The following is a 4989-nucleotide window of genomic DNA, read 5'->3' on the forward strand; positions in this document are numbered from 1 at the left end:
CACTAAAACACCGGAACAGCTGGTGCCCGATCCCGCGGAAGCAAGGCAAAAGATAAAGCTGCTGTGGATCTCCTGCGGCGCCAGTGATGGATTGGTTTCTTTCAGCAAACGCACCCATGATTACCTGCAAAAGAACAATGTACCGCATATCTATTACATTGAGCCGGGCGTGCACGATTTCAAAGTGTGGAAGAACGGACTGTACATGTTCTCCCAGCTGATCTTTAAACCGGTGGATAGTGCCACCTTCTCAAAATATCCCGTGGTGGGCGCGCCTGCCGCAACCAATGTGCGTAATGCAAAGTACCCGCAGATCCTCGCCGACCATCGCGTTATTTTCCGCGTTAAGGCGCCGGAAGCGCAGAAGGTGCAGGTTGACCTGGGCCGCAAGTACGATATGGTAAAGGACACCGGTGGTTATTGGATCGCAACAACAGATTCTATTGGTGAAGGATTTCATTATTATTCCCTGCTGATAGACGGTGTAGCCGTTGCGGACCCCGCCAGTGAAACTTTTTATGGTATGGGCAGAATGGCCAGCGGTATTGAAATACCCTTTGCCGGCGGCGGCTATTATGCATTAAGGGATGTGCCGCATGGCGATATCCGGATCCGGAAATATTTCTCAAAGGTTACCGGTTCATGGCGGCAGCTTTATATCTATACCCCGCCCGGTTATGATGCAGCTATCAACGAAAAGTATCCCGTGCTTTATATTTTGCACGGGGGCGGGGAAGACGAAAGCGGCTGGGCCACACAAGGCAAAACGGACCTGATCCTGGATAACCTGATCGCTTCAAAAAAAGCGCAGCCCATGCTGGTCGTTATGCCCGATGCAAATATGGGTGGCGCTGGTTTTGATGAATCTGTGCTGAAGGCATTTGAATCGGAGCTGAAGGATATTATTATTCCCCTGGTGGAAAAAAGTTATCGTGCTGAAACCGGCGCAGGCCACCGGGCATTAGCCGGTTTATCCATGGGCGGCATTCATACGCTTTATACCGGTATTAAGAACACGGATCTGTTTTCCTACCTGGGCGTATTCAGCTCCGGCTGGATCCAGGCCCGGCAGGCTGATATTGCAGAGGCCCAGTACGATTTTATGAAAACCAACAAGGACAGGATCAACAGCAACCTGAAAGCGCTGTGGATCTCCATGGGCGGGAAAGAAGATATTGCCTACCGGAACTGCCAGCTGATGCTTAACAGGCTGGATGAGCTGGATATTAAGCACACTTACAGCGAATACCCCGGCGGCCATACCTGGCCCGTATGGCGGAATAACCTGTTCAATTTTGCGCAGCTGCTTTTTAAATAAATATTGGGGGAGCATAGCTTTTTGTTACAAAAACAGGAAGACTTTGTAATTTGGGGCCTATGATCCGGCTGTATGAAAATTTCAACCAGCGCAAGGCAAAGGTAGAGCTGCTGTATGCGGATGGCGCCATGAAAATGGCCTTCTGCCAGTACCGCCGCTCTTCCGAAGATGCGTTCTTCATACCTTACACCACGCTTACCTATGTACGCGAAGGCCGGAAAGTGGTTTTCCTGAACGGCGAATGCTATGACATGAAAGCCGGTGATACGCTTCTGGTTCCGAAAAATTCCATTTTATATTCTGATATCCGCGTGAAGCGGGAACCTTTCGTAAGCCTGAACCTGCTGCTGGGCGATGCAGATACCTTGCTCAGTCCTATGGCCTGCCACATTGCAGACCGTATGCAGCTGCAATATTACGCCGGTATGCACAACATGAGCCTGAGCACTTTTAAACGCTGGTTCAAAAGGGAGGTGGGCTGTAGTCCCGGCCAATGGATGATCGAAAAACGCTTACAGCAGGCAAAATACCTGCTGCAGCACAAGCGTGTATCCGTGAAGGAAGCCTGCTATAGCAGCGGGTTTGAAGACGTATCCTACTTTATCCGCAGGTACAGGCAGGCCTTTGGCCATACACCGGGGCAGGCAGCAATTTGACCTTTTTGTCCTATTCCCTCATATTTCAGCATCCTACCTTTACAAAAAAAAGCATATGATCTCACGTGAACAAGCCTTGCAATTTGCGGACGAATGGGTGGCCGCATGGAACGCGCACGACCTGGATGCGGTACTGGCGCATTATACGGAAGACTTTGAAATGAGCAGTCCCTTTATACAGCAGATGGGCATCAGCCCGGATGGCCGTCTGAAAGGAAAGGCAAACGTGCGGAATTACTGGGAAAAGGCAATGGTGAACTACCCTGACCTTCATTTCGACCTGCACGAAGTTTTATCATGCATGAATACCGTGATCATTTATTACACCAGTGTGAAGGGTAAGAAAGCGGCGGAATTTTTTGTGTTCAATGAAGATGGGAAGGTGTTCCAGGCAATGGGGCATTACAATTAAAAGCATTGCCGCAGGCCGGGGGTAAGCCATAGGGAAGCCCCCGCGCTCCGGCCTTTGCCCGTGTATCCGGTACCGGTATGTTTATACCCGGCAGGCAAATTGAGCCTGACAGAGTAGCAGTTAAGATCAGACGGAAACAAAACTCCATGGCCGCCGTCACCATATGCCCGTATTTTAAAAAGGGCCTTCCAATGAAGCTTAACCCCGCAAATCCCCTATAGAAACCAGCATTTGAAACATTTCCTGCCATGATCTGCAACATTTGAGAACCCCTCTCAGGGAATAGCTGAGTAGTTTTACAACATCAGTTAAGAGAACGATTCCCGTTATGAAAATACGTTTGCTGCCACTCAACTTCCAGGGGCCATCCCGGTGTGATGTCATGTTGTCAGAGCTCTCGTCACATGCACAAAGGGTGGCGCGTATCGTTTTGCCAATTTTCTCCACACAATTTCACCTAAACCATAAACCTTTATGAAAACAAAGTTACCGGCACCATTTAAACAAAAGGGCATGCTGCCTTTTGTCTTCAGATCTTTTACTTCTGCGCGGGTATTCCCGCAGTTCAGGCAAAAAACGTTTGCCTTTCTCAGTCTGCTGCTCCTAAGTATTGTGTTTCAGGGCTATAAAGTAAAGGCGCAGGGCACCGGCTATGTCTGGAAGAATGCGCCGATTGGCGGCGGCGGATTTGTTACGGGTATTGTTACCCACAAAACATCCGGCGACCGGTATTGCCGAACGGATGTAGGCGGCGCTTACCGCTGGGATGCGGCGAACAATAAATGGATCCAGCTGCTGGACTGGCTTAACGAATCGGAAAATGGATTTATTGGCGTGGAAGCATTGGCGCTGGACCCGCAGAACGCCAATAACGTTTATATGCTCTGCGGCACCTCTTATATCAACAACGGAAGAACGGCTATCCTGAAATCCACGGACAAAGGAAATACTTTCACCTATACCGATGTTACGGCTAAATTTAAAGCGCATGGAAACGGGAACGGACGCGGGAACGGAGAACGGCTTGCAGTTGATCCCAAAAACAGTAACATATTATTCTGCGGCACCCGGGCCAACGGCCTGTGGAAAAGTACAGATGCCGGCGTTACCTGGAACCTTGCCTGGAATGGTGTAACCACTACGCCCAATGAGAACGGGATCTGTTTTGTGGTTTATGATCCTTCCAGCGCCGTAGTAGGCGGGGCAACGCAAACCATGTACATAGGCGTTTCCCGCACCGGCAGCGCGAATATTTATAAGAGCACGGATGGAGGCGCCACCTTTACCGCCATTTCCGCAACCACCAGCTTTATGCCGCACCGCGCAGCGCTGCAGGGAACTACCATGTATGTTACCTATTCGGACGATGCAGGTCCGCAATCCAGCAACGGAGATGGAAAGCTGTATAAGCTTAACACAGCTACCGGTGCGTGGACAAACGTTACCCCCGTTTCTTCAAAGGATTATTCATACGGAGGTGTAAGTATTGACCCGACGAATGTTAACCGGGTAATAGTTTCTTCCTGTGGCATGTATTGGAACAACCAGTTCGGTACCGGCTGGGGCGATTTTGTTTTCCTCTCTACCGATGGCGGTTCCAGCTGGACGCTTAAGAACGGCACAAACGCCACCTATGATAGTAACGGCATGGGATGGACCGTGGGAGGCGCGGTTAACTGGATGGACTGTATTGAGTTTGACCAGTCCAATCTTTCAAAAGTACGGGTAATTGGCGGCGGCGGCGTATATACCTGTTCCGATATTACCGCCGCAAATCCTTCATGGAAATACGATGTGATCGGGCTTGAAGAAACAGCATTGCTTGACGGGGTAAGCATTCCGGGAGGGTCGTTTATTTCTTCCTTTGGAGATGTAACAGGTTTTGTGCATGAGCCGCTGACGGCTTATCCGTCAAAAAAACTTTCTCCTACAGATGGGAACAATCAGAGCATTGCTTATGCTGCAGGTAATACAAACAAAGTAGTAAGAGCTTCCAACGGGGGAAATGTTGTTTACTATTCGAACGATAAAGGTGCTACCTGGACAGGTGTTTCCACCAATAAGGGTACAGGAGGGAAGGTAGCTGTCAGCGCTGACGGAGGTACTATCCTGCATTGTCCCGGCGGTTCCACCACTACCTGGTATACTACCAACAACGGCGGCAGCTGGTCTGCCTGTTCCGGTGTATCCTTCGGAGACGCTGTTCCGGTTGCCGACCAGGTGAACGCAAACTATTTTTATATCTACATTCCAAACAACGGGCAGCTGCTGAGAAGCTCCAATAAAGGAGTGAGTTTTTCATTAGCAGGCACGCCGGGCGCCTCCACTGCAAATTATCCGTGGGAAGCGGCCCTGATCAGGACCGTACCAGGCCGTGAAGGGCATGTATGGGTGCCGCTTGGCCGTAATGGATTAAAATATTCAACCAACTACGGTGCAGCTTATACGAATGTTTCAAATGTAACTTATTGTAAAACGATCGGGATAGGAAAGGCGGTAACAGGAGCCAGCTATCCTACTGTTTTTATATGGGGAACAGTTTCCGGCGTAACAGGTCTTTTCAGATCAACAGACCAGGGTGCTACCTGGACCAGGCTGAATGA

4 protein-coding genes are annotated in these 4989 nt (G+C 49.9%); all 4 read left to right on the top strand.

Features of this window, described 5'->3' with window-relative positions:
- Positions 1-1318 (top strand): alpha/beta hydrolase-fold protein (locus VIM72_RS03620; RefSeq protein ID WP_332001507.1); only part of this gene is annotated, 1318 nt, incomplete at its 5' end.
- 59 nt (positions 1319-1377) lie between these two features.
- Positions 1378-1974, top strand: a complete 597-nt coding sequence (locus tag VIM72_RS03625; RefSeq protein ID WP_332001508.1) for an AraC family transcriptional regulator — start codon at positions 1378-1380, stop codon at positions 1972-1974.
- 55 nt (positions 1975-2029) lie between these two features.
- Positions 2030-2386 (top strand): nuclear transport factor 2 family protein, encoded by a 357-nt coding sequence (locus VIM72_RS03630; protein ID WP_332001509.1) that lies wholly within the window; start codon positions 2030-2032, stop codon positions 2384-2386.
- 474 nt (positions 2387-2860) lie between these two features.
- The coding region (locus tag VIM72_RS03635; RefSeq protein WP_332001510.1) for a secretion protein at positions 2861-4989 on the top strand (2129 nt) is incomplete at its 3' end.

The sequence above is a fragment of the Chitinophaga sp. genome, assembly GCF_036569185.1.
In the GTDB taxonomy this organism is placed as follows: Bacteria; Bacteroidota; Bacteroidia; order Chitinophagales; family Chitinophagaceae; genus Chitinophaga.